The organism is Edaphobacter lichenicola (genome assembly GCF_014201315.1).
Classification (GTDB): Bacteria; Acidobacteriota; Terriglobia; order Terriglobales; family Acidobacteriaceae; genus Edaphobacter; species Edaphobacter lichenicola_B.
Genome location: NZ_JACHDY010000002.1, coordinates 784685 through 809141 on the forward strand (window position 1 = coordinate 784685; position 24457 = coordinate 809141).

General features: G+C 60.5%; 27 protein-coding genes. 12 read left to right on the top strand and 15 right to left on the bottom strand.

Annotation, left to right across the window (positions count from 1 at the left end; all coding sequences use genetic code 11):
• Nucleotides 1-12 precede the first annotated feature (12 nt).
• On the top strand, nt 13-666 hold the full coding sequence (locus tag HDF09_RS09570) for a DsbA family protein (protein WP_260181046.1): 654 nt from the start codon (nt 13-15) through the stop codon (nt 664-666).
• 4 nt (nt 667-670) lie between these two features.
• Nucleotides 671-1237 (top strand): PPC domain-containing DNA-binding protein, encoded by a 567-nt coding sequence (locus tag HDF09_RS09575; RefSeq protein WP_221270085.1) that lies wholly within the window; start codon nt 671-673, stop codon nt 1235-1237.
• 56 nt (nt 1238-1293) lie between these two features.
• Here HDF09_RS09575 and HDF09_RS09580 read toward each other — a convergent pair whose 3' ends face one another.
• The 5 genes from HDF09_RS09580 to HDF09_RS09600 all read right to left on the bottom strand — a co-directional run bounded on the left by HDF09_RS09580 (nt 1294) and on the right by HDF09_RS09600 (nt 6287).
• Entirely contained in the window at nt 1294-2034 is a 741-nt protein-coding gene (locus tag HDF09_RS09580; protein WP_260181047.1) for a class I SAM-dependent methyltransferase, read from the bottom strand.
• 42 nt (nt 2035-2076) lie between these two features.
• On the bottom strand, nt 2077-3141 hold the full coding sequence (locus tag HDF09_RS09585) for a radical SAM protein (protein ID WP_260181048.1): 1065 nt from the start codon (nt 3139-3141) through the stop codon (nt 2077-2079).
• Between the two features lie 180 nt (nt 3142-3321).
• Entirely contained in the window at nt 3322-4341 is a 1020-nt protein-coding gene (locus HDF09_RS09590; RefSeq protein ID WP_183765208.1) for a PDZ domain-containing protein, read from the bottom strand.
• A 63-nt stretch (nt 4342-4404) separates the two neighbouring features.
• On the bottom strand, nt 4405-5358 hold the full coding sequence (locus HDF09_RS09595; protein WP_260181049.1) for a HEAT repeat domain-containing protein: 954 nt from the start codon (nt 5356-5358) through the stop codon (nt 4405-4407).
• Nucleotides 5359-5495: 137 nt separating this feature from the next.
• Nucleotides 5496-6287, bottom strand: coding sequence for an RNA polymerase sigma factor (locus tag HDF09_RS09600; RefSeq protein WP_183765214.1), 792 nt, complete (start codon nt 6285-6287; stop codon nt 5496-5498).
• Nucleotides 6288-6692: 405 nt separating this feature from the next.
• Here HDF09_RS09600 and HDF09_RS09605 point away from each other — a divergent pair, with 405 nt between their 5' ends.
• A complete protein-coding gene (locus tag HDF09_RS09605; RefSeq protein WP_183765217.1) occupies nt 6693-7367 on the top strand; it encodes a ribonuclease HI family protein in 675 nt (224 codons plus the stop codon).
• Nucleotides 7368-7523: 156 nt separating this feature from the next.
• Nucleotides 7524-8735, top strand: a complete 1212-nt coding sequence (locus HDF09_RS09610) for a hypothetical protein (protein ID WP_183765220.1) — start codon at nt 7524-7526, stop codon at nt 8733-8735.
• A gap of 36 nt (nt 8736-8771) precedes the next feature.
• On the opposite strand, the gene HDF09_RS09615 is transcribed toward HDF09_RS09610, so the two are convergent.
• On the bottom strand, nt 8772-9242 hold the full coding sequence (locus HDF09_RS09615; RefSeq protein ID WP_183765223.1) for a MarR family winged helix-turn-helix transcriptional regulator: 471 nt from the start codon (nt 9240-9242) through the stop codon (nt 8772-8774).
• A 148-nt stretch (nt 9243-9390) separates the two neighbouring features.
• On the opposite strand from HDF09_RS09615, the gene HDF09_RS09620 reads away from it, so the two are divergent.
• A complete protein-coding gene (locus HDF09_RS09620) occupies nt 9391-11289 on the top strand; it encodes a TonB-dependent receptor plug domain-containing protein (protein ID WP_311719158.1) in 1899 nt (632 codons plus the stop codon).
• Nucleotides 11290-11346: 57 nt separating this feature from the next.
• Here the strand turns inward: HDF09_RS09620 and HDF09_RS09625 are convergent, their stop codons facing one another.
• From HDF09_RS09625 to HDF09_RS09635, 3 genes are all read right to left on the bottom strand, one after another.
• The gene (locus HDF09_RS09625; RefSeq protein WP_183765230.1) at nt 11347-11802 is read right to left on the bottom strand and encodes a hypothetical protein; all 456 of its coding nucleotides are present in this window, start codon (nt 11800-11802) and stop codon (nt 11347-11349) included.
• A 241-nt stretch (nt 11803-12043) separates the two neighbouring features.
• A complete protein-coding gene (locus HDF09_RS09630) occupies nt 12044-12469 on the bottom strand; it encodes a hypothetical protein (protein WP_260181050.1) in 426 nt (141 codons plus the stop codon).
• A gap of 169 nt (nt 12470-12638) precedes the next feature.
• The gene (locus HDF09_RS09635; protein ID WP_183765234.1) at nt 12639-13106 is read right to left on the bottom strand and encodes a GatB/YqeY domain-containing protein; all 468 of its coding nucleotides are present in this window, start codon (nt 13104-13106) and stop codon (nt 12639-12641) included.
• Nucleotides 13107-13257: 151 nt separating this feature from the next.
• Here HDF09_RS09635 and HDF09_RS09640 point away from each other — a divergent pair, with 151 nt between their 5' ends.
• On the top strand, nt 13258-14457 hold the full coding sequence (locus HDF09_RS09640) for a pyridoxal-phosphate-dependent aminotransferase family protein (protein ID WP_183765235.1): 1200 nt from the start codon (nt 13258-13260) through the stop codon (nt 14455-14457).
• Nucleotides 14458-14523: 66 nt separating this feature from the next.
• The gene (locus HDF09_RS09645) at nt 14524-14997 is read left to right on the top strand and encodes a DUF4265 domain-containing protein (protein ID WP_183765236.1); all 474 of its coding nucleotides are present in this window, start codon (nt 14524-14526) and stop codon (nt 14995-14997) included.
• 34 nt (nt 14998-15031) lie between these two features.
• Here the strand turns inward: HDF09_RS09645 and HDF09_RS09650 are convergent, their stop codons facing one another.
• Nucleotides 15032-16240, bottom strand: coding sequence for a serine hydrolase domain-containing protein (locus HDF09_RS09650; protein WP_183765237.1), 1209 nt, complete (start codon nt 16238-16240; stop codon nt 15032-15034).
• A 149-nt stretch (nt 16241-16389) separates the two neighbouring features.
• Between HDF09_RS09650 and HDF09_RS09655 the strand changes: the two genes are divergently transcribed.
• The 4 genes from HDF09_RS09655 to HDF09_RS09670 all read left to right on the top strand — a co-directional run bounded on the left by HDF09_RS09655 (nt 16390) and on the right by HDF09_RS09670 (nt 20794).
• Nucleotides 16390-16794, top strand: a complete 405-nt coding sequence (locus HDF09_RS09655; protein WP_183765238.1) for a hypothetical protein — start codon at nt 16390-16392, stop codon at nt 16792-16794.
• Nucleotides 16795-16820: 26 nt separating this feature from the next.
• The gene (locus HDF09_RS09660; protein WP_183765239.1) at nt 16821-17987 is read left to right on the top strand and encodes a glutathionylspermidine synthase family protein; all 1167 of its coding nucleotides are present in this window, start codon (nt 16821-16823) and stop codon (nt 17985-17987) included.
• Nucleotides 17988-18695: 708 nt separating this feature from the next.
• Nucleotides 18696-20318: a phosphoglycerate dehydrogenase gene (gene serA / locus HDF09_RS09665; protein ID WP_183765240.1), complete on the top strand. Its 1623-nt coding sequence runs from the start codon at nt 18696-18698 to the stop codon at nt 20316-20318.
• 83 nt (nt 20319-20401) lie between these two features.
• Nucleotides 20402-20794, top strand: a complete 393-nt coding sequence (locus tag HDF09_RS09670) for an FmdB family zinc ribbon protein (protein ID WP_183765242.1) — start codon at nt 20402-20404, stop codon at nt 20792-20794.
• 26 nt (nt 20795-20820) lie between these two features.
• Here HDF09_RS09670 and HDF09_RS09675 read toward each other — a convergent pair whose 3' ends face one another.
• Together HDF09_RS09675 and HDF09_RS09680 are read right to left on the bottom strand one after the other, a co-directional pair.
• Nucleotides 20821-21264, bottom strand: coding sequence for a hypothetical protein (locus HDF09_RS09675; RefSeq protein ID WP_183765244.1), 444 nt, complete (start codon nt 21262-21264; stop codon nt 20821-20823).
• Nucleotides 21265-21377: 113 nt separating this feature from the next.
• Entirely contained in the window at nt 21378-21554 is a 177-nt protein-coding gene (locus HDF09_RS09680) for a hypothetical protein (protein ID WP_183765246.1), read from the bottom strand.
• Nucleotides 21555-21595: 41 nt separating this feature from the next.
• On the opposite strand from HDF09_RS09680, the gene HDF09_RS09685 reads away from it, so the two are divergent.
• Entirely contained in the window at nt 21596-22981 is a 1386-nt protein-coding gene (locus HDF09_RS09685) for an APC family permease (protein ID WP_183765248.1), read from the top strand.
• Nucleotides 22982-23106: 125 nt separating this feature from the next.
• On the opposite strand, the gene HDF09_RS09690 is transcribed toward HDF09_RS09685, so the two are convergent.
• The 3 genes from HDF09_RS09690 to HDF09_RS09700 form a co-directional block, all read right to left on the bottom strand.
• The gene (locus HDF09_RS09690) at nt 23107-23622 is read right to left on the bottom strand and encodes a DUF2199 domain-containing protein (RefSeq protein WP_183765250.1); all 516 of its coding nucleotides are present in this window, start codon (nt 23620-23622) and stop codon (nt 23107-23109) included.
• Between the two features lie 62 nt (nt 23623-23684).
• The gene (locus tag HDF09_RS09695; protein ID WP_183765252.1) at nt 23685-24140 is read right to left on the bottom strand and encodes a nucleoside deaminase; all 456 of its coding nucleotides are present in this window, start codon (nt 24138-24140) and stop codon (nt 23685-23687) included.
• A gap of 2 nt (nt 24141-24142) precedes the next feature.
• A complete protein-coding gene (locus HDF09_RS09700) occupies nt 24143-24436 on the bottom strand; it encodes a DUF6496 domain-containing protein (protein ID WP_183765254.1) in 294 nt (97 codons plus the stop codon).
• Nucleotides 24437-24457 lie beyond the last annotated feature (21 nt).

The window sequence follows — 24457 nt, forward strand, 5'->3', positions numbered from 1 at the left end:
AAAGATAATCCTATGCGTCTTATACCAATGAACCGCATCGTCCTCGCCGCAGCCCTGCTCCTCGCCCTTCCGGCCACCATCCCGGCCCTTGCCCAGGGTTTCAAAGACACCTCCATGCTCCGTGCTCCCGCCGGATCCCAGGTCGCCATCTACGAGTTTGAAGACCTCGAGTGCCCCGCCTGCTCCCACGCCTTCCCTATCGTCCACGCGGCTGTGGAGAAATACAAGATCCCCCTTCTCCGCCACGACTTCCCTCTGCGGATGCACGTCTGGAGCTTCGATGCGGCCGTGATCGCCCGCTACATTCAGGACAAGATCTCCCCCCAGGCCGCCGAAGAGTATCGCCGCGCGGTCTTCGCCAACCAGATCTCCATCGCCTCAAAGGAAGATCTCAACGCCTTCACTCAAAAGTACTTCCAATCTCATGGCCGCGTGATGCCGTTCGTCATCGATCCGAACGGTCTCTTCGCCGCCGAGGTACACGCCGATCAGACCCTCGGCGAGCGCGTCGGTCTCACTAAGACCCCGACCATCTTCATCGTCACCCACAAGGGCTTTGTCGAGGTCAACGATGTCACCCAGCTCTACGCCATGCTGGACACCGCAATCGCAGAGAACCCGGCACCCGCAGCGGCCAAGCCAAAGACCACGACAGCGAAGCGGTAGACCCATGACCAGGGCTCAGCTTCTACTCTCGGGCCTCCTGTTTACGACTGTTGCCGCAACAACGAATGCCCAGCAAAGCTCTACGGAGTTCATTCAGCCCTCGCGACCAGTTCCGACAGGCCTCGCACCCCACATGCAGGTGAAGCTGGTGAATCAGCAAACGGGTCAGCGCACCTACGCTGTCATCTTCAGCAAAGGCGACGAGGTCGTCAGCGGCCTGACCGGCTTCGCCAAACAATACCACGTCGGTGACGCGCACTTCACCGGCATAGGAGCAGTCTCCAGCGCCCTGACCGCATGGTTCGATTTAGATCGCAAACTCTACCACCCGCTGCCTGTCAACGAGCAGGTTGAGGTCCTCTCCATGATCGGCGACATCGCATCCTTCCAGGGCAGGCCGATCGTTCACACCCACGTCGTACTGGGAAAACAAGACGGAACCACAGTGGGCGGTCATCTCTTCGAGGCCTGGGTCAACCCCACCCTCGAGGTCTTCGTCACCGCCGACGACACACCGCTCAACAAACGCGACGATCCAAGCGGCCTCAGGCTCATCGACCCCACGAAGTAACCCGTACCCTCTTCCGCGGCTTCCCCGGTCCCGCCGCTTCACCGAGTCAGGTCGTCTCACCGAACCTGGAAGATCAGGAAGTAGTCCTGCCCGTCTGCCTTGGTAAAGTCATAGGTCCCGACCAGCTTGTACCCAGCCTGCTCCATCTCTTTCACCACGACCTCGTGGTTCAAACCATGATCAGCTCCGTTGCCGTTGCGGTCGATGATCCCCACCTTAGCCCCCGGCCGCAAAGCCTTTTGCAGCACCTTCATCGTCGACACAGGGTGCGCGATCTCGTGATAGACCTTCAGCATCAGCACCGCGTCCACGCTGCCCGAGGGTAGCCGCGGATCGTCCGGGCTCCCTAGCACCGTCCGCACATTCGACAGATCTTCCTTAAACGCCCTCTTGCCGATGTATTCGACCGCCAACGGATTAATATCCTCCGCAATCACAACGCCCGTTGGTCCTACCCTGCGTGACGCACGCACCGTAAACCACCCCGAGCCTGCACCGATATCCGCAACATTCTTCCCCGCGACAATTCCAAGCAGGTCCATCACGCGATCGATCTGCAGCTTCTTATCGCGGTCCGGATACTCAAAGATGGAAAGGTCGCCAGAGTAAGGAGTACTCGTAGGCCGCTGCGTTACATCCTGCCCAGCCGCTGCGCCAGTCTGACCTCCGGCAGGCACACTAAACCCAACCATCAAGGCCAGCCAAAGAAGAACCCCACCCAGCCCAAACCGCGAAGAGCCGCTCGAAAACATCATCCCAACAGCATCCGCCAATTCACGCACGAGGGCAATTCCCATGCGGCGTCGATTACAACCTCACCAACAACTCCACCCGCACGATCAACGAATCTGTACCAGCTCCGCGTCAGCCCCATGCCCCGATGCGCCCGGCGTCACCGACGAGGTCTGCGGCGCGCGCCAGTGGTCGATGTAGCTCACCTGGTGCACACAACTGATCGTGCAGCTCGGAGCGCAGCTCTTCTCCGTCAAAAACTCCCGCTTCACATCGGCAGTCTGATACTGCGCCAGCGGCACCCCCGGATACCCACGCTGCTGGCTGCAATAGTGCACCAACCCGTTCTCGCAGATATACAGATACCGCCCGCCCGCCCGGCAACGCCAGTCATTCGTCTTCCCATTGGCGATCGCCTCCTGGAAGTGATTGAACCGCGAGTAGTTCCGCCGGGTCAGGTTACGCACCTTATCCCAGACCGTGCGCTCGGCCTCGCCCAACGGCTTCAACTGCCCGCTGCCATCGTGAATGATCCCAATCGTCGAGCTGAACCCCAGCGCCAGCGCCCGCTCACTCACCGTCAGCGCGTCGTTTGGATTCGCAATCCCGCCGCCAACCACCGAGTTGATATTCACGTGAAAGTCCGCGTGCTCCGCCAGCATCTGCAGCTTCTTGTCCAGCACCTTCAGGCTCTTCTTCGAGACCTCATCCGGCATCACGTTGTCGATAGAGATCTGCATATGATCGAGCCCGGCCTTATTCAGCCTTTCAATCCTGTCCGGCATCAGCAGATAGCCATTCGTGATCATCCCGGCAATCGCGCCGGTCTTCCGGATGCGAGCGATAATCTGGTCCAGTTCCGGATGCAGCAGCGGCTCGCCGCCCGAGATCGTGATCACCGAGGTCCCCAGCCGCCCCAGATGGTCGATGCGTCGCAGCATCTCCTCCAGCGGCACAGGGTCCGAGTGGTCGTCGTACTCATTGCAGTAGGTGCACGCCAGGTTGCATCGCCGCATCGGCACAATGTGCGCCATATACGGATGCGCGGTCGACATCACCGCCGAACTGATCGAACCCAGCTCACGCAGCTTGCGCGTCACTGCCTTCCAGCGGCGCCTGGCAGTCATCGGACGGCTGCCATTCACCACGGCAGTTGTAGGAGCAGAAGACATATCATCTTCAAGTATATCGAAGTGCGCGCCGATCTCCTTCTTCCCCGACCAGAGGACCGGCAAATCCGCGCGAAAAGACCAAAAACTATGTCCCGGCTCCCTGCCAAAGAACTCGCGTCCTATCACCCAAATAAAGCTCTGCTAAAAAAACTCTGCCGAGTCTCCGAACCCCACTTCGCCCTACAATTTAGCCAGCAGTTCGCGGGTGTATTGGCTCGTCTCGCCAAAAAACTCCTCCAGCCCAAACCCTGGAATCACGCACGAGCGCTTCTTCGTATCCGGCGTCAGGGTCAGCGTCTGTTCCTGCTTGTCGCGAATCACCACCACCGGCACCGGCCGCCCCCGGTTGTCGTGGATCGTCTTGGTCCAGTCGGTTCCACTCGAAACCGCGATCGAGTTCACCCGCACCACCACATCTCCCGCCTTCATCCCAGCCTGCTCCGCCGGACTGTTGCTGTCGACGCTCCGCACCAGCAGCCCCGCTCCACCCTCCGCGCCAAAAAAACCCGCAAGTTGCGGTCCCATCACCTCAAGCTGAGCGCCTGTGTAAGACGAACTCAGAATCATACTCATCGCCAGCATCTCCCGATGCCCCTTGGGAGTCGTTGCCGTGCCGGACGACGTCGAGGCGCCCATAAAACTATTGCCGCCCCGCACAGACCCCGAAGGCCCATCCCCCGGAGCCGGAACCGTGTAGTGCTGGTCCCAGGCCTGCTGTCCGACCGTTCGCCGATCCGCCATCTGCATGGTCATGGTCATCGTCTGCCCATCGCGGCTGACCACGAAGCTCACCGTCCGCCCTACCGGCTGATCCCGCAGCAACCGCTTCAACTGCTCCTGGCCGTCAATCGCCTGGCCGTTCATCTGCAGGATCACATCATGCATCCGCATCCCTGCCTTGCAGGCCGGTCCATCATGATCCAGACTCACAATCTCCGCCCCACGCGCCTCTTTCATCCGCAGAGAACCAATCTGATCGTCGCTTACATCGCGTGCGTCCACCCCGAGGTACCCCTGCGCCGCGTACTTGTGCGAACCGCCCCCCATCGCTCCCACGAGCACCGTGCGCCCAGACCAGAGCCCAGACCAGAGAGGAATACTCTGCGCCGCGAGCGAACTATGCCCGCCCGGCAGACCAGTCGTCCCAGCCATCAGCGCCACAACCCCCGCCACAATCCCAAGCGACCTGCGGTATCTCATCGGCCTACCCTCATCCGCACCTACTCTCGCACTCGGCAACGGAGCGCACTTATCCTGCCCTGTCTACTGAATATCTGCGGAGCTCTGCAGCGCGTTATACGATGCCGTCCGAATATACGGATTTGCGTCCTGCGTTGAAACCGTTCGCAGCACTTGCCGCACACTCGAGTCCGACTGCACCGGCTCCAGCAACCCAATCGCGGTCTTCCGAACCTGCGCATCCGAATCATGCATCACGGCTTCGAGAACCGCATCGCGCACATGCTGATCCTGTCCCACAAAACGCTGCAACCCCTCGAGCGCCGTCATGCGAACCCCGGCATCCTGGTCATATCGCAGCGACACCATCAGCGCATTGCGAATCTCTTTACCGTCTACGGCAGTCGGCTGGCACGCATGCCCTGACTTGCATTCGTTCGTCAGCAACGCAACCGAATCCTTCCGCACTGTATCCGCGCCATCCACGCCGGCGGCACGTGTCCCCACCATCAACAGGTTCCGAATCTCCGGACTGTCCAGCGATCCCTCCATCGTCTCGGGAACCACCCTGTTGTACTTCACCTGCACCAGCTCCGAGTTCGGCGTCTGCACGATCCCGGTCACATTGGCGATCACGCCTTTATCCACGCCTTCATCCGGACCCGTGACAACGACCGGCTTCTGAGGCTTCGGCGCATGCGCCACCTGATAGCGCAGCGTAAAGTTGCCTGCCAGGAACCCCACCCCCAGCAGCAGCGTCGCCAACGCCGGAGCGCCTTGCACATGCCCCAGCCAGCGATAAAAATGTGTCCTTAGTTGAGTAAGAAACCCATGCGGCGGGATCATATCCAGCTCGTCGTCGAGCCGCATCCGCGACTGCGCCAGAAGATTCGGCGAAGGCTCCAGCACGGGCAACAACGCCAACCGCTCTTCGAACATCTGGAACGCCTCCAGCTCCGCGCGGCAACCCTCGCACTCGGTCAGATGTTGTTCCAATCCCCCAGCCAGCTCATCGGGCAGCTCGCCGTAGTTCAACAAAACGATACAGTCTCTTGCGCTCTCACACTTCATTGTCCTACCTCAACCAGCCTCAAATTTTTGCTTGTTCTTCGTGGGCTCTACGTGCGCCCTTATAAAATCATTCCCAACCCGCCTGCACTCACTACTCACGGCTTCTACCGAAGCTCCGCCAGATTAGCCCGCAGCTTTCGCGTGGCCCGGAACAGCGTATTCTTAGCCGTCTCTTCCGTCGTGCTCAACATCTCCCCGATCGTCCGCAGCTTCAGCCCCTGATAGTGCTTCAGCTCGAACACCGTTCGCTCGCGCGGTGTCAGCTTGTTCAAAGCCTCGCCGATCCGCTCACTCATCACCTTCCGGTCCAACTCCCGCCCCGGGTTCGCCATCGCCCGGTCGTCGGTGATATTGGCCATCAGGTCCATCTCATCGCCACTGGCATCCAACACCGTCGCCGGATCTTCCCTGCGGCTCTTTCGCCTTCTCAACTGATCCAGGCAAAGGTTTGTGACAATCCGGTAAAGCCATGTATAAAAGCTGCACTCGAACCGGAAGTTCCCCAGGTGGCGATAAGCCTTGATGAAGGCCTCCTGGTGGACGTCCTGCGCATCCTGCTCATTGCCGAGCATATGCAGCGCCAGCCGAAGCACAGACTGGTCATATCGCCGCACCAGAGCGTCGAACGCCGTTCGCTGGCCCTTCTGCGCCTCGCGAATCAGCTCGTCGTCTTCGGTTCGCTGCTGTGCCCGCGCATCCAGCTGCGCCTGCGTCAGCTTGCCGCCGTTCCTAGTTCCTGGTTGAGCCGCTGCCTTTGCCATCGCTGGCAACGATTCTACCGCTGTTGCCCCTAATAATCCCGCGGCAAACGGGCTGACGTGCCGTTTTCGGAGCCCCACAGCGAGCGGAGAAGACAACTCCCCGCCAGGATTCAACCTAGCAACCTCTGCATTCATCGTTCTGACTCCGGAGTCAGGAAATCGAACTACACCCCAATAGACCCCCAAACTTGCAAAAGGTGAGCATCCAGAGCTACCACAAAAGGGGCAGCCCAAACCATCCCATAACACTCGTCGGTAGTGGGTAACTTCGAAACTTGACCACTAACCGCTCGTCATCTCGACCGCAAGCCGCCCACTTGGCGCGCCGCAGGGGTAGCTGTTACTTCACCCAACCGGAATAACATCGTCATCTCGACCCTGAGCGAAGTCGAACGGGCGGCGCACTTTGCCGCCGCAGTGGAGAGACCCCCGCATTTCGTTTGCCTGTCTCAGCCGTGTTCCAGCCATCTCAATCCATCGACCCGCCCCATCGACCCCCGCCTAAGTCACGTGAGCCCCACCATCCGGTAAACTCACCCAATGCCTCCCCGTCCGACCGCCGCGCCAAGCCTCTTCTCCGAAGCCCCCACACCCAATCCGCCTGCCGCAAAAAAGACCGATTGGATCAACGCCCACTGCGACGGCGGAGCACGCGGCAACCCCGGCCCCTCCGGCTACGGCGCGCTCATCCAGGACGACCAGGGCAACGTCCTCGCCGAGCTCTCCGAGTTCCTTGGCCTCCGCACCAACAACTACGCCGAGTACTCCGGCCTCCTCGGCTGCCTGCAATACGCCCTCGATCACCACCACCCCCGCCTCCGCGTCGTCTCCGACTCCGAGCTGATGGTCAAGCAGATCCAGGGCAAGTACAAGGTCAACTCCCCCGACCTGAAGCCCCTCTGGCATGAGGCCCGAAGCCGCATCGCCAAACTCGAAGCCTTCGAGATCACTCACGCCCTCCGCCACAAAAACAAGGACGCCGACCGCCTCGCCAACGAAGCCATGGACCGCGGAATGCATCGCGGTCCAGCCACTGGGTCCAGCGCACCCAGCCCAATCAAAGCCAACCCCTACCCCACCAAAGCCGAAGCCCCGCCCAACCCCTACGCCAAAGCCGACACCATGCTCCGCGGCTTCACCAAGGACGGCGTCGTCCACATCCTCGGCAACGCCACCCTCCCCGACGGCGTCTTCGTCAAAATCATCCGCGAATAGCTGCCTTCTCCCTGAAGGCACCCAGCCCTTGGATGCGTCCCCGTAGTGCCCGAAAGACTGCAAATCACAAGCGGCCTCAGAAAAAAGCATTTGCCAATTTGCCTTTCACCTGACACCATTCCCAATATCTTCCACAAGAGCGAGGGACCGTCAGATATGACTGGAAACCCAAACAGAAACCCGGACAGATCGGATCATGGGCGTCTGACCCTTGTTGGGGCATACCTCATCGCTGCGCTCCTGGCTATCGTCGGTGCGGTGCTGGCGCTGAAGCACGTCGGCAACGAGGTGGCGTTCACCATCTTCGGCCAGGAGTTCACCAAGGGCGGCATCGCTGCGGCCGGACTTTTTCTTGCTGCGGTTATCGTCATCCTGGTCAGCAGAAGCGCCGCCCGGAGATCCCGCAGCGTGACCATAGGCGACATCCGCACCGCGGGGTCAGGTTCCCCAGGGTTTGTCGGCGGAGACTATGGCTCGTCCGCGCCAGCCGGCCCCGCAGCGCCCATCGAAAAAGTAAAGATGGGCGACGTCACCACCCTGGGAGCCCACTCTCCCGGCGTTGTGATGGGAAACTTCACCGTCCATATCGATCAGCAGATCGTTCAAAATGCAAAGCTGAAGAGCCGGACACAGTGGCGCCCTCTCTCCGTGCAAAAGATCCCGCTCATCAGCGACAGCGATGCCGCAAAGCAGGGCTTTCTGCAGACCATGTGCCTCGCTCTCGCAAAGACCTTTCCTACCCAGCCGTACACCCGTTTTGTCTCCGCGTTCACCATCGAGGAGAGGATCGTGCCCGACAACCACAAGGCTCTCGTCGTCACCGCGATCAGCCAGCGTGCCGACTTCTGCCGCAACCTCCACGAAATTGCCGAACGTGACATCAAAGCTTTCTTCCCTCTCTATGAACTGCCCTTCAATAGTCCCGAGAGAAACAGGCTTCTGGACAAGATCAAAGCCGATCACGCCAAAGAGCTGGAACATCTCAATGCAAACTTCCGTGTTCTATTCGGACCTCTCGGCTTCAGCGAGGCGTGGACGCCTGTGGAGTGTATCGTCGACGGAACTGCCAAAACCATCAGCATTCAGGAGCTGCCCGCCTCGACCGACTACGCCACCTTTCCCGATAAGCTGCAAACCACAAGCGAACTGATGCAGTATCTCGCCGGCTTTACCCAGGGCCCTATCATCCACGTGACCGAATTTGACTTGGTCACAAAAAATCCTTCACTTCTAAGATTGTTGATGGATCTCCTCGATCACACAAAGTTCAAACTGGAGTCCTTCAGGGTTGGACTGGATGATCCCGAGGAGTGGGACTACGTCAACCCTCAGTTCGACGCGGAGAGTGGCCTCGCTGCTAGCCGGTAGCTAGCTGCTTCGAGCCTTCGAACGCACCATCCAACCTCACAACTCTGCGCCGTCTGCGGTACGGGCCAGGCTCCGGCAGACCTCCTCCACCGCACCCATTTGCCCAATCATCCCCTCGAGTTTCACCGCCCCAAACCTGTCCTCGAAGCGCCTCTGCATCCCATCCAGAATCCCAGCCACTCGGACTGCCCGCCGGCGCCCCGCGGGCAACAGCACCAACCGAAGCGCACGCGCATCTTCCACATCCATCTTTCTGCGAACCAGCCCCTTCGCCTCCAGCGACGAGACGCAGTGGCTTATATTGCCTCGAGTCGTTTGAAACGTCTCCGCCAGATGCGACGGCTGTATCTCCCCTGTTCTTTCGAAGAGAATCGCCGCCAGCACCAGCGACTCGAACAGAGTGACGCCTTGCCCCCGCAGAACCTGATTGACCGCAGACTCCATCCGGCGAGCAGCACGAATCGTCTGCACCACAGGGCTCTGACTCAAAAACGCATCAATCCTCACCTGATCTCCTCAACATCAATCAAAAAGCAGCGCAACCAGCTTATATGGTTTACCGGATCAATTGTTTAGACAAGGACAAAACTACTTTTCACTCCGCTCGCGCAAGGACGATGATGGACTCATGCCCGCGCACCAATTAAAAAGATATGTGAAGCGAAATCTACTGCCTGTAATCTTCTGCGTCGGCACAGCCCTCTCCCAGCAGCCACCCCCTCCATCATCCACCGCCAATCCGCAGAGGCCTGCACCCATCCCTGCCATCGCCGAAAGCATCACCGTCACCACCACCCTCGAACCCCTCCCTCTCGCCGAGAGCGACCGCTCCGTCAACCTCCTCTCGCCACGCGACCAGCCCCTCATCTCGAACAGCGTCGTAGACCTCCTCCGCCAGGACCCCTCCCTCAACCTGCAGGCCCGCGCAACCAACGGCGTCCAGGCCGACCTCTCCCTCCGCGGCACCACCTTCGAGCAGTCCCTCATCCTCCTCAACGGCCTCCGCATCAACGACCCCGAGACCGGCCACCTCAACCTCGACCTCCCCATCCCCCTCGACGCCGTCACCAGAATCGACATCCTCCACGGATCGGGATCAACGTTTTACGGCTCCGACGCCATCGGCGGCGCCGTCAACCTTCTCACCCAACCGCCCGCCCCCGGCCTCGCCATCGTAGCCAGCGCAGGAGCAGGCAGCTTCTACTCCATCGAGCAGCACCTCCGCGCCTCCTACACCCGCGGCCCCATCGCCGAGCAGCTCACCGGCAGCCGCGACACCTCCGACGGCTTCATCCCCGACCGCAACTACTCGTCGAACGCCCTCGCCTCCGAGACCTGGCTCACGCTAAAACCCGGCACAACCGACATCCTCCTCGCCGCCAGCGACCGCCCCTACGGCGCCAACCTCTTCTACGGCCCCTACGACTCCCAGGAGCGCACCAAAGGCTGGTTCGCCAGCATCCAGCAGCAGCTCGGCCAACGCACCGCCGCCAGCTTCGGCTACCGCCGCCACTCCGACCTCTTCGTCCTCTTCGCCGACCAGCCGCAGATCTACGAGAACAACCACATCACCACCAGCTACGAAGCAGCGCTCCGCCGCGCCGACACCCTCAGCCCGAACACCACCCTCTCTTACGGCCTCGAAGCCAACGGCGACTCCATCCACTCGAACTCGCTCGGTCAACACGCCCGCAACCAGGGCGCAGGCTACGCCAACCTCAACCTCCGCGCCCCTTCGAATCGGTATCTAGCCCGCTTCTCCCTGTCCATCGGAGCACGCGACGAAGTCCTCTCCAGCAACGGCAACGTCTTCTCCCCCAGCATCGCCGCCGCCTACACCCTCACCCACACCACGCGCCTCCGCACCTCCGGCGGCCACGGCTTCCGCCTCCCCACCTACGTCGATCTCTACTACGCCGACCCCACCACCATCGGCAACCCCAACCTCAAACCCGAGTCCTCCTGGAGCTACGAAGCAGGCATCGACTGGACTCCAAACAACGGACGCCTCACCCTCACCACAACCGCCTTCCGCCTCCAGCAAAAAGACACCATCGACTACTCGAAGCTAGCCCTCGCCACGCCAACCCTCACCTTCGCCGAACCCTACCAGGCCGTCAACATCCAGAACCTCAACATCACCGGAGCCGAGACCACCCTCCGCCTCCGCCTCACCACCACCCAGAACCTGCAGTTCAGCTACACCGCCGCCCACGCCGCCTCACCCCCCGCCAACCTCATCTCCGAGTACGCCTACAACTACGCCGCACAAAACGCCATCTTCGCCTGGAATGGAACCCTGCCCGGAATCCTGCCGTCTGCAATCGGCCACCAGATCAACGCCCGCACCCAAATCAACATCGTCCAACGCACCCAGCACACCGCCTACCCGCTCTGGGACGTCGCACTCTCGCGCAACACCGGCCACATTCGCCCCTACCTCCGCCTGCTGAACCTGAGCAACACCGGCTACCAGGAGATTCCCCAGGTTCCCCTGCAAGGCCGCACCATCCTCGCCGGCACAGAGTTCAACTGGACCACTTCGCGCCATTAGCCCGGCACAAGTCGGGCATTCCCAGCGAACCCATCCAGGAACACCCAACCGCCAGAACTACTGTTTGTCGTAAACGTCCTCCCCGGCCACCGGCTTCCCGTCCGCACCAGTTCCCTTGACCGAGGTCGAAAGCATCTTCCCGTCTGCCGAAACGACGGCATGGCGTGTCCTGATCTCTTTTCCGGCTTTCGTAAAGGTATTGACGCGACTGTGAGAGCTGACCACCTTTGAGCTGACGCCGTCGAAGTCGCCCTCCATGACGCTCCCTACCCCGCCTTTGACCGGAACCGTATATTTCACCGATATCGGCGAGCCATCACCGGTCGTGCCAGTACCAGTCACCTGAAGACTGGCGCCCTGCTCCTCAATTACAAGTGTTACGTTCTTTGGTGCGGTACCGGTCGTATATTTTGTCTTTGCCGAGTTGAGCGTCCATGTCCCAACGAAGGGATCACTAGCCAGCAGCGGCGTCGCAAACGCTAACAGCGCTAACGCGCACAGAATCTTTCGCATAGTTGTTACCTCGATGGCCGAGAAATATACACCTGCTGGAAGCGGACACGCAATCCTGAAAACTCCCCTCGAAGCGCCTGATTATTTCGCCAGCTCCACCTTCACCATTCTCGCTCACCAGAGCTTCCCATCCGCGCGCAGCCCGTCCGCCGGCCTCCCTTGCAAGGCTCCGCCATCATCGCACCACGCAAGTTCAACTGGTCGCGAAGATACAGCCGCCAACCCGCACGCAAAACGAAGATCACATCCGATGAAACGTGCGAAAGTGCATCAGCTCTTCAATCGCTATAAGTGCCAGCGTGACCAGCGATAAAACCAACTGCACCCGCTCCATTCGAATCTTGCGCAGGGTTAGAGGCCTTTGACGCCAGAGCGCCGACGGGCGTCTGCGGAGATACCGAACACGCTGCAGAATCGCCAGGTTCAGCAGCGCACCCACCAGGGCAAACGCAATCATGGGTACGCGAATCCAGTCGGTGTGGACTTTGTCCCAGGTCATCCCGGCCTGTGTGATGCCGGCCAAAGCCCCTACTCCAATCACGACACGCAGACCATCCAGAGCGACAAAGAAGCTGCAGACGCTTTGCAGAAGCGCGAAGAAGAGGCTCGACCAGGCAATAACGCCCTGAGCTTTCACCGCCTTCGCCGCAGGCATTCCTAGCGACAAAGTCCCTTCCGATTCAACTGATTTGAAAGAAGCAGACAGCATCGAAGAACAAGCTCCTGGACAAGAACCTTTCCGCCACAGCCTACGTAACCGTTCGCGCGATCAAACCAATAGTTCAACCCTACCAACCTACCTGAATCCTCCAACCGCCGCTCCCGGCATCGCGCAACTACTTCGCCAACTCCGCCTTCACAATCTCGCTGACCAGCTTCCCATCCGCTCTCAGCCCATCCGCCAAAATCCGCTGCTGCACTACCTTCATCACCGCGCCCATCTCCCTCGGCGTCGGCTTCGCACCGCCCTCGGACATCGTATGAATAGCCCCCTGCACGACCCCGCGAATCACATCCTCCCCCGCGGCCTGCGGCAGATAGCCCTCAATCATTCCGATCTCCGTCTGCTCCTTCTCCGCCAGCTCCGGCCGCCCCCCCTTAGTGAACGACTCCACCGACTCCCTCCGCTGCTTGATCAGCGTCGTCAAAATCTGCGACTCTTCCGCATCCGTCAGCTTCTCGCGCTTGTCGATCTCTTTATTCTTCAGCGCCGACTTCACCATCCGCAGCGTCGTAAGCCTGTGCTCATCCTTAGCCTTCATCGCCACCACAATATCCGTCTGAATCTTCTCGCCAATCGTCATCGCATCTCCATCCAACCAATCCCCAATTATAAGTAAGCCGAGCAACGCGAGGCCCCAAGCCCTTCACCAACCAAGACAAGGTATACAAGTCACGAAGTGACCGCCCTCCGCGCAGGAGGCCCGTCTGGCAGGACCCCGCTACAATAAACTCATGATCCGGAAAACCCGCCTCTTCACCCCTGGCCCGACGCCCCTCCTCCCCGCCGCCCAGTTCGCCATGGCCGCGGCCGATATCCACCACCGCACACCCGAGTTCCGCGCAATGTACACCCGCGTCCTCTCCCAGCTCAAAGAGTTCGTCGGCACCAAAAACGACGTCATTATCCTCTCGAGCAGCGGCTCCGGCGCCATGGAAGCCGCCGTCTCCAACCTCACGTCACCGGGAGATCGCGTGCTGGTGTTGACAGCCGGCAAGTTCGGCGAGCGCTGGACCGGCATCACCAAAGCCTTCGGCTGCCACGTCGACGTTGTCAGCGCCCCCTACGGCAGCACCTTCTCCCTCGACGAAGTCAAAGCCAACCTGAAGCTCGAAACCCGCGCCGTCTTCGTCCAGGCCACCGAGTCCTCCACCGGCGTCCGCCACGACATCGAGGCCATCGCCAATCTCCTCAAGCAGGAGAAATCCGAAGCACTCCTCATCGTCGACGGCATCACCGGCCTCGGCACCTCGCACCTCGACATGGACGGCTGGGGCATCGACGTCCTCATCGGCGGCTCGCAGAAGGCCGTCATGATTCCCCCCGGCCTCAGCTACCTCGCCGTCAGCGCCCGCGCCTGGGACCGCATGGAGGCCACCTACAACCCGCGCTACTACTTCGACCTCCGCAAGGAGCGCAAGAACGCCGCCAAGGGCGAGTCCGCCTACACGCCATCAGTAGCGCTCATCGCCGCCCTGGGCGCAGCCCTGAACTACATCGCCGCACAAGCCGCCACACCCGAAAAGCCAGAAGGCGACCTCGCCGCAGGCCGCGTCAAACTGGTCGACAACGCGATCACCTGCGCCGCCATGACTCGCGCCGCAGCTACCGCACTCGGCCTCAAGCTCTTCGCCCCCGCAGGCTACGAAGCAGCAGCCGCCACCGCCATCGTCGCCCCCGAGGGCAGCGACTCCGGCACGCTCGTCAAGGGCCTCAAATCTCAGTTCGGCGCCATCGTCACCGACGGCCAGGGCGAGATGAAGGGCCAGCTCTTCCGCATCGCCCACATCGGCTTCTTCGACTACATGGACACCATCGCCATCCTCGGCGCGTTGGAACAAGTCATCGCAAAAACCAAGTTCCCCGCCCCCAACTTCGCCTTCGGCAAAGGCCTGATCGCCGCCCAAACCTTCTTCGCCGAACACGCCAAGTAGCTATTTGATCGAAAGCCACGGTCAATGTAAGCCGTGGCTTTCGAAGCGTCCTAGAGAATTTCGACTATGTCAGATCCTAACCACGTCAAGATCGGTTTCTACCTGGAGCAGGATGAAGACGGCTGGCCTCCAGTAACTCTTGAGAATCTTTGGGCAATAGATTTGGGCGAAGGGCGATATCGCATAGACAACATTCCGTTCTATGTGAGAGGAGTCAGTGACGGAGATCTAATCGCCGCAAAGCCAGAAGAGGATGGAAGGCTTGTATTTTCTGAGCTCGTGGAAGCGTCCCCGAACAGCACATTCCGTCTGGTCGTTTTCGATAAAGAAGAGGCACCAGCTGTTCGAAAGATGTTTCGCGATCTTGGCTGCCCGTCAGAGCTCGTCAGCGAAGGTTTCATTTCCTTACACATACCTGGCACTGTAGAGATAAAACCTATTTCGACTCTTATTGAGCAGGGTGAAGAGAACGGGCAATGGGATTTTGAAGAAGGAGTTCTTCGGCATCCGAACTCAGGTTTCAGTTATCTGCCTCAATAAAATTGCCCGCGGATGGGAGCGCTTAGGTCGCTATTCAACCTTCGAGCGCCCGATGCGCACCCGCCCAGAAATCCGTAAACACCGCCGGCGGCTCAGGCGAATCCATCATCCGCTGCGTCATCAAAACACCGATAAAGTCATTCGCCGGATCCGAATAAGCCGAAGTCCCAAAGCCTCCATCCCAGCCGAATCTTCCCGGCACCATCCAGGGCTTCTCACGTCGAAGGCTCACCGCCATCCCAAAGCCCCAACTGCTGTGATTGCCGAAGAACAACTCCGCACCCTCTCTCTGTTGAGGCGTAAGTTGATCTCTCGTCATCGCCTCAACGGACGCCTCCGTCAGCACACGCTCTCGCCCGCACACCCCCTTGTTCAACATCATCCGGCAGAACGCATAGTAGTCATCCGCAGTCGAGACCAACCCACCAGCACCCGACTCAAACGCTGGCGCCCGGCTATATTCGCTGTCCCGCATACTGTCGAACTCCTCCAACTTCCTGCTCTCATGATTGAACGAGTAAAGACCGGGCAGACGATCAAGGTTCGACGCAGGAACGCTGAACCCCGTGTCCTTCATGCCCAGCGGATCAAACAACCGCTCGCGCAGAAACCCTCCGAACGACCTCTCCGAAACACGCGCCACCAGAACACCCAGTACGTCGCAGCTGGTGTTGTAGAGCCACCGCTCGCCCGGCTGATACATCAGCGGCAACTCCCCCAGCCTGCGCATCCACTCATCCGTTCCGGGCGTCAGCGACGGCTGCGGCGGCCCATCGCCCCCAAGATTCCCATCACGAATCAGCTGCTGAATCCAATAAGTTCCCGGCCTAGCCATCACGCTGCCGAACCCGAATGTAGAGTTCAACAGGTCGCGCACCGTGATCGAGCGATTAGCAGGCACCGTGTCGTCGGGAGGTGAATCCATGCGGCGGAGCACCCTGCGATTCGCAAGCTCAGGCAGCCACCGCTCCACCGAATCGTCCAGCCGAAGCTTGCCGTCATCGACCAGAATCATAGTTGCGGCCGCAGCAATCGGCTTCGTGATCGATGCAATCCGGAAGATCGTATCTCGCCGCATCGGCTCCTCTCCGTCGACAGCCATCCGGCCCATCACATCGACCTGAACCTCCTCACCGCAAGCAACCAGCGTAACGATGCCCGGAATATCCCCGCGTTCGACATAGCCATTCATCGTCGTATGCAGATCCGCAAGTCGCCCCATGTTGAGCGCATTTGTTCTCATTCCAAAACCTCCCAGCCGCGTCTTCTCCGTTCCGCCGAGCCAGTCTAAGACGACATCTTCCTCACCGGCAAACAGTGGCCTGATATAAAAATCGTCCCGAAATCGAAGTAGCCGCCTGCTACTCTTTCAACAACAAGCCACCACTCGCTATGCGCCGCTCAACCCAAGTCGCCGCACCACTCCTTGCTGCAGCCGCCCTCTCCATGCTCACCGGCTGCCAGAAGCCCGAGATGCAGCGCTGCGTCGACGAGAACAACCACGTCGTAGACGACAGCCTCTGCGCCAATCTTCCCGCCAATCAACAGGGCGCGCAGCAACGCCCCGATGGCCACGGCAGCTTCCTCCCCGTCATCATCCCCTACCGCTACTACTACGGCGGCTGGGGAGACTATGGCCTCGGGAGCGTAGCCGGCGGCGGAGGATACGCTCCTGTCTCCGGTCGCAGCTACGCCAACCGCTCAGGCGTCACAATCCGCGGAGGCTTCGGCAGCTCCTTCCATGGCGAAGGCGGAGAGGGCAGCGGCGCCCACGGCGGCGCTTCAGCCGGCGAATAGCCTGGCAAAAACGAAACAGGAGACTCATGCAGCGCATCACTCTAACCCCCCGCGACAACTGGCAGCAAAAAGTCGAGTCCGTCGGCCTCACCTTCCACACCCTCGAAAACGGCCAGCCCTACTGGGACGAGTCCACCGCCTACAGCTTCACCTCCGCCGAAATCGACACCCTCGAAGCCGCCGGCAACACTCTCCAGGAGATGTGCCTCGCAGCCGCGCAGCACATCATCGACCAGAAGCGTTACGCCGAACTCGACATCCCCGCCTTCGCCATCGAAGCCATCGAGTGGGCCTGGAACAACGAGCCACCCGCCCTCTACGGCCGCTTCGACCTGAGCTGGGCCGGCGCACAAAGCGGCCACGCACCCAAGCTCCTCGAGTACAACGCCGACACCCCCACCTCCCTCCTCGAAGCCGCAGTAGTCCAGTGGCACTGGCTCAAAGACATGCCATCCTCCCTCGTCTCCGCCAAGCCGGACCAGTTCAACTCCCTCCACGAAAAACTCATCGCCAAATGGAAGGACGTCGACCCCTACCTCTCCAAGCCCATCTACTTCGCCGCGCTCGACAACCCCGAAGACCAGCTCACCATCACCTACCTCCGCGACACCGCCCAGCAAGCCGGCCTCGAAACCCTGCAGATGTTCATGAACGAGATCGGCTGGAATGACGAGCAGCAGCTCTTCCTCGACCCCGACGAGCAGCCCATGTTCTCCATCTTCAAGCTCTACCCCTGGGAGGCCATGCTTCAGGAGGAGTTCGGCCCACACGCCATCGACACCTACCCCAGCACCCGATGGATCGAGCCCATCTGGAAGATGCTTCTCTCCAACAAGGGCATCCTGCCCATCCTCTGGCAGCTCTATCCGAATCACGAGTTGCTCCTCGAATCCCACTTCGCCGACGACCCCAACGCAGCCCAGCTTCGCAACTACGTCCGCAAGCCGCTGATGTCCCGCGAAGGGGCCAACATCACTCTCGTCCGCGAAGGCTCTGCCATCGCCACCACCCCTGGCCCCTACAACGGCAGACAAATCATCCAGGCCCTCGCCCCTGACGCGGTCTTCGACCATCGCCACACCGTCCTAGGCCTGTGGATGATCGACCAGGACTGCTGCGGCCTCGGCGTCCGCGAATCCTTCAACCCCATCACCGACAACCTGAGCTCCTTCGTCCCCCACTTCTTTCTTTAGAAGATCATGTCCTGCCGGACGGGCCTCCTGCGCTTAGTCACCCCACAAACGAAGACCTGTTTGTGGGGACCCCGATTCGGCGGGCGTTCGCACGCCTCTTTAGAGCTTCGCGTGGTCCTCCCGTTGGTCGGAATCATCTCCCTTCGCGACCAACGGGAGCGTCAAACCGAAGGGGTATACAAGTCACGAAGTGACCGCCCTGCGCGCAGGAGGCCCATCCGGCAGGACACCCTCATAACCCTGTCAAGCCCAAAAACAAGCTAAACCTCACGAAACAAATCGGATCGCCTTGGCGCATGAGTTTCACCGCATCCGGTAAAATAGAGGAAGAGACAAAGCCCCAGCCACAGGCGAGGGGCTTTGCCTTTTAACCTGAAAGGGAGAGACCAAAAATTACCATAACCCATGTCGATCCAATACCTTGCAAAAGCACACGCTCTAGAATCAAGACTTTACCCTTGAAGTCCACTTGAAGCCCAAAGGAAGTCCAGACTTAACCATAGAAGAATAAATACTTTGCGCAGAAAAGACCCAGGAGGGGGAGGTACCCGGAGGCTATTCACCGCAACCCACGCGAGGCGTCGTTCCTCGGCCATAGCCCAATCCCAAGTACACTGGAGACTTACAGCGTCGTTCGTGTCTTCCCATCCCAAACCGCCGTAGCGGCCACTTTGCCCATAAGCAAGAAGAAGAGGAATTAGAAGGTCCATGAAGATCGTTCTCGCCGAAAAAGTCTCCCCTGCAACCCTCGCCGTCTTCCAACAAGAACCGGGCTGGCAGATCGTAACCCCCGACCAGATTAAGAACGGCCTCGCCGCCGAACTAGCCGATGCCGACGCCCTCGTCGTCCGCTCCGCCGTTCAGGCCGACGCCAAGCTCCTCGAGTCCGCGCCCAGGCTCCGCGTCATCGGCCGCGCCGGAGTAGGCGTCGACAACATCAACACCGACGCCGCCACCCATCGCGGCATCGTCGTCATGAACACCCCCGGCGCCAACGCCGTCGCCGTCGCCGAACTCACCCTCGGCCTCATGATCTCCCTCGCCCGCTCCATCCCCCGCGCCAACGCCACCATGCACCAAGCCAAGTGGGACAAGAAAACCCTGCAAGGCCAGGAACTCCGCGGCAAGACCCTCGGCATCGTCGGCCTGGGCCGCATCGGCCTCGAAGTAGCCCGCCGCGCCGCCAGCTTTGGCATGGAGATCATCGGCTACGACCCCTTCGTCGCCCCCGTCATCGCCCGCGAGAACAACGTCACCCTCGTCCCCATCGACGAGATCTTCAAAGCCTCCGACTACCTCACCCTCCACGTCGGCCTCACCACCCAGACCGAAGGCCTCATCAACGCGACCTCGATCAAGATCATGAAGAAGGGTATCCGCATCATCAACTGCGCCCGCGGCGAGCTCATCGTCGAGCAGGCCCTCGCCGACGCCATCAAATCCGGTCACGTCGGCGGCGCAGCCCTCGACGTCTTCCACCAGGAGCCGCTCAAAGAATCGCCCTTCTACAATCTGGACAACGTCCTCCTCTCCCCCCACATCGCCGGCGCCACCGACGAAGCCCAGGAGGCCATCGGCATCCAGCTCGCCATGCAGGTCCGCGACTACCTCAAGCTCGGCGTCGTCCAGAACGCCGTCAACCTCCCCTCCCTCTCGCACGAGGAGTACAAGGAGATCGCCCCCTATATCGAGATGGCCGAACGCCTCGGTCAATTCCTCGCGCACGCGACCCCGGGCAATCTCGAAAACATCAAGATCTCCTACACCGGCCGCATCGCCTCCGGCAAAACCGACCTCATCCGCAACGCCGCCATCGCCGGCATCTTCTCGGGAGCAGACGGAGGCAGCACCGCCAACCGCATCAACGCCGCCGCCATCGCAGCCGAGCGCGGCATCCGCATTCAGGAGGATAAGAAGGAGTTCACCATCGGCGGCGCAGGCTCGGTCCTCAAGATCGTCCTTCACTCCTCCCAAGGCGACGCCAGCGCCTCCGCAACCGTCCTCCACGGCAACTCACCCCGCCTGCTCAGCTACGACGGCATCGACATCGAAGCCCCGCTCCACGGCACCCTCGTCGCCATTCGCAACCACGACGTCCCTGGCGTCGTCGGTCGCATCGGCACCATCCTCGGCGAGCACTCGGTCAACATCGCCAACTTCGCCCTGGGCCGCGCCAACTCCACGCAAAGCCATCGCGTCCCGCAGGGCCAAGCCCTCGCCGTAGTTCAGATCGACGTCTCCAAGGCCGCCTCGGCCACCGCCGCCGTCGAAGCCCTGCGCAAAGTAGAAGCCATCGCCAGCGTTCGCCTCATCGAACTAGGCAAACTCTAACGCTCCATCACCGGATGAGGCCTGAGATCGCATCTTCAAGCCTCGTCCCGCATCCCATCAAGTAAGAAACAGAGAAAGAACACATGCCGCTCTACGAATACGAATGCACCACCTGCCACAAGCACACGGAAAAGATCCAGAAGTTCTCCGACCCCGAGATCACCGTCTGCCCTCACTGCAGCGGCCACCTGGAGCGTGTCATCTCCGCCCCAGCGATTAGCTTCAAAGGCGGCGGCTGGTACGCCGACGGCTACGGCAACGCCAAACCAAAGTCCTCGAGCAATGGCAATGGCTCAGGATCAAGCGTCAGTGACTCGAAATCCGGCGACTCCAAGGCGGGCGATTCGAAGTCTGGTGGTTCCAAGTCTGGTGACTCCAAGTCCAGCACCGACTCCAGCAGCAGCTCTCCGGCCACCGCTCCGTCCGCCCCAGCAGCAGCGCCTGCAGCAGCCTCCTCGTCGTCAGACAAGAAGTAGCCGCGGCAGGCGCTCCGAGCTTCGGTCTATGGCAGCGGCTTCAGTTGAATCTCGCGAACCAGCTCGCTCGAAACCACCTCCGTGCTCTCCGCCCTCATCCTGAGCACCTCGGCTCTCTTCTCGGGCGAGCCATACACCTTGGCAATAACAGGTTCGGCCAGATCCGCGGACGTATCCAGTGTCGCCATATTCTTGAAAAAGATCACATACATCACATCCCACTTCTCCGGCCCCTCGTAGTTCACTGAGCTGTAGATCTGGTATCCCGTGATGATCCCGGCTGCCTTTTCCGCCTCAAAGACCTTAGGCGCATAAGCAAACGCTTCGTAAAACTCCTTCGTCTTACCCGGCAATATCCGGAGCTTCACAGCCCGAACGACTCCGACATGACTGTAATACTGTTGTGCCAGCCCGCTGAGCGGAATAGCTGTAAGTACCAAAGCGACAAAACAACGTGCGAACGCCTTCATGGTCGTACCTCATAGATTTTGTGTGTGGGGGACCCGCCCGAAAGCTTACACCCATTTTGAGACTTTGAAGACCTCCTTTTCACTCTTCTGAAGAGTTCCACCGCAGCAACAAGCTAGCCCTTTCCGGCAAACCAGCCTCTGCGTTCAATTGCGGCAGACTCACCGTCATCGACACCCCGCACAAGATACCCCTTCGCGCTCCTGCCAACTTCAGCTATCCTCGATCTAACTCCTATCATCGTTCCATCCACCAGCAGCTCTGCCTCGAACATCCGGCAACGCTTCAGCATCCGCATCTCCGTTCCCATCGACGCAAGAAGGGTCAAGCACAATGGAGCAAGTCGCCGAATCCGAAGCCTCCCTCGCTCCTCCTGCCGGTCTGCGCGCGAACATCCTCTCGCCGATGGAGACCCTCGCCCAATCCATCTCCACCATCGCTCCCACCACCACCCCGACCATGACCATTCCGCTGGTCTTCGTCCTCGCCGGCAACGGAACCTGGCTCGCCTACCTCTTCGCCACGGCCGCCATCCTGCTCATCGCCCTCTGCATCAGCCGCTTCGCCCGCTACACCTCCTGCTCAGGCTCGCTCTATACCTACGCCACCTCGTCCCTCCCACCAGCCATCAGCGGCATCGCGGGTTGGGCACTCCTGCTCGCCTACATCGCCACAGGAGCCTCGGTAGCCGGAGGCTTCATCAACTACGCCAACGTCTTCCTCCTCTCGATCACCGGCAAGTCGGCCCCCACCTTCCTCCTCGCGATCCTCTGCGTCGGCGTCTCCTCCTTCATCGCCTATCGCGACGTGCAGGTCTCCGCCCGCCTCATGCTCTGGATCGAAGCCACCTCCGTCGCGCTCATCGCCGTCGTCCTCTTGCTCCTGCTCTGGCACAACGGCCTCCACATCGACCACGTCCAGTTCCACCTGCAAGGCGTCACTGCCTCCGGAGTCCGTCTCGGCGTCGTCCTCGCCCTCTTCAGCTTCGTCGGCTTCGAGAGCGCCACCACCCTCGGCGCGGAAGCCTCCAACCCGCTCCGCACCATCCCCCGCGCCGTCATCCAGAGCGCCGTCTTCACCGGCCTCTTCTTCATCCTCTGCGCCTATCTCGAAACCCTCGGCATGCACACCGCCCACCAGAACCTCGGCGAATCCACCGCACCCATGCGCGTCCTCGCCACACTCGCCGGCGTCACCCCCCTCGGCCCCTTCATCGACTTCGGCGCTCTCGTCAGCATGTTCGCCTGCACCCTCGCCTGCATCACCGCAGCCGCGCGCGTCCTCATGCGCATGGGCCACAACGGCCTCGTCCACCAGCGACTTGGTTTGGCCCACCGCAAGAACGCCACCCCAGGCTCAGCGGTCCTCGTCTCAGGCATCCTCACCGCGCTCCCTGTAACAGTCCTCGCCCTCCGCGGCGTAGCCGGAACCGACATCTATGGCTGGATGGGCTCCCTCGCCGTCTACGGCTTCCTCACCACCTATGGTCTCGCCGCGATCGCGCTCCCCCTCTACCTCAAGCGCAACCACCACCTCACCAGCGCCTCGCTGATCCTCTCCACCGCCACCACGCTCGCCATCGTCCTCGCACTCGCCGGAACCCTCTACCCAGTACCCGAGCGCCCTTACAACTGGCTGCTGTACGTATATCTCGCTTACATCCTTGGCGGCATGGTCTGGTTCGGCCTCACCACACGTCGCCAACCCTCAGCAATCTAATGCCGCGCCGGCCAACAAAACGTACGCAAGTCACGAAGTAACCGCCCGAATCGGGGCTCCGCGAACAGGTCTACGTTCGTGGGTTGGCAAGCGCAGCGGGCCCGACCGGCAGGACGCTAACTGAATCAGCCCGGATGCAGCATCCTCACCGCAATCTCTTCCACCCGCTCCATCGTGATCCCATTCCTCTGCTCCGCTGCCAGCGGGTGGTCCGGATCCACAATCATAAACTGCGGCCGCTGCCCAACGGGTTGCGTCTGCACGCTCACTTCAAGGTTGCAGGTATCGCCAAACACCGGCAGTTGCGAATTCAGCCAGCCCGGAAACGCAGGCTCCTTCTCTCGTCCTTCAACGGTCCAGAGTTCATTCGACCGCACAAAGTTCTTCGGACTCACCTCAGCCCAAATCCCCCAGACAAACGGCTCCGCCAGTCCAATCACCGGCACCAGAATGCGTCCGCGCAGATAGAAATCTTTGCCGTCGATCACGCACTGATCGGGAGTGATCACCACTCGCTGATCCAGCTCCTCCGCCGGAATCGCACCCACGGCCAACGGAGCCTTGACGCTATAGCTCAAAGACAAAACATGACGCTCGCCACATACGCTGCAGCCAAATCCGCTCTCTGACTCAATTCCCATCTCTCTATCATTCCACATCGAAGAGCATCTTCACGCGAGAGCGATCTCTGCCAGGGAAGCCTTTACTCTTCCCCGATGTCCTCATTCCAGATCTCAGGCTTCTCCGCAATAAATCCGGTCAGCAAGTCCGAACACTCCTGCGAGTCAAGATCGATCACCTTCACGCCAAGCTCCTTCAGCCACTCCACTCCGCCGGAAAAGTTCCTGCTCTCCCCGACCACCAAAGTGCGAATCCCAAACTGTCGAATCAGCCCGCTGCAGTACCAGCAAGGAGCAAGTGTCGTCACCATCACCTTGTCCTTATAAGACCGCTGCCGGCCCGCGCGTCGAAAGGCATCGGTCTCTCCATGCACCGACGGGTCATCCTGTTGCACCCGACGATTTCTTCCCGACGCCAGTAGCTTGCCCTCCCCATCGAACAACGCCGCACCGATCGGAACACCACCCTCGTTCCGCCCGGTACGGGCCTCTTCCAGCGCGACCTCCAGCATCGCGCGATACCTCTCGACCTCAGTCATCCTTACCCTTTCTTCGGCGGCGGCGGAACCTTCTTACCGGCCTTCCGCGCCTCCGACAAACCTATCGCAATTGCCTGCTTCGGATTGGTCACCTTCTTCCCGCTGCGACCACTCTTCAGCGTACCCTTCTTCATCTCGCGCATCTCAGTCTCGACGTTCTTGCTGGCCGAAGGACTGTACTTTCGCGTCGAACTCTTCTTGATGGCCTTCTTTGCAGAAGCCTTCTTCACAGCCGTCTTCCTTGAAGTTGCTTTCTTACTCCCCGACTTCTTAGCCGTTGCTTTCTTCGTAGTCATAGAGTTCCTCCTCACACTAAG